Raw genomic sequence first — 422 nt, 5'->3', positions numbered from 1 at the left:
CGAACACAGAAGTTAAGCTTCAGCACGCCAAGAGTAGTTGGGGGATCGCCCCCTGCAAGGGTAGGACGTTGCCACGCGATTATTCCGGCATAGCTCAGTTGGTAGAGCACCTGACTGTTAATCAGGTTGTCGACGGTTCGAGCCCGCCTGCCGGAGTACTATGGAGAGTTGTCCGAGCTGGCCGAAGGAGCATCATTGGAAATGATGTAAACGGATTAAAGTCTGTTTCGAGGGTTCGAATCCCTCACTCTCCGTATATTTTTGTAGTATGACCCGTTGGTCAAGTGGTTTAAGACACTGCCCTTTCACGGCAGTAACATGGGTTCGAATCCCGTACGGGTCATTTTGGAGGATTAGCTCAGCTGGGAGAGCATCTGCCTTACAAGCAGGAGGTCACAGGTTCGATCCCTGTATCCTCCATA

The 422-nt window shown here is 51.4% G+C and carries 4 tRNA genes; all 4 read left to right on the top strand.

Features of this window, described 5'->3' with window-relative positions:
• Window positions 1-83 precede the first annotated feature (83 nt).
• The 4 genes from AC6UD6_RS06995 (at window position 84) to AC6UD6_RS06980 (ending at window position 420) form a co-directional block, all read left to right on the top strand.
• Window positions 84-156, top strand: a tRNA-Asn gene (locus AC6UD6_RS06995).
• 6 nt (window positions 157-162) lie between these two features.
• Window positions 163-254 (top strand) — tRNA-Ser (locus tag AC6UD6_RS06990).
• Between the two features lie 16 nt (window positions 255-270).
• Window positions 271-343, top strand: a tRNA-Glu gene (locus AC6UD6_RS06985).
• A gap of 4 nt (window positions 344-347) precedes the next feature.
• A tRNA-Val gene (locus tag AC6UD6_RS06980) sits at window positions 348-420 on the top strand.
• Window positions 421-422 lie beyond the last annotated feature (2 nt).

This window comes from Fructilactobacillus sp. X8R2C1 (assembly GCF_059900955.1).
Note: the sequence above shows the minus strand (reverse complement) of the source record. Positions and strands in the feature narration are given on the sequence as shown.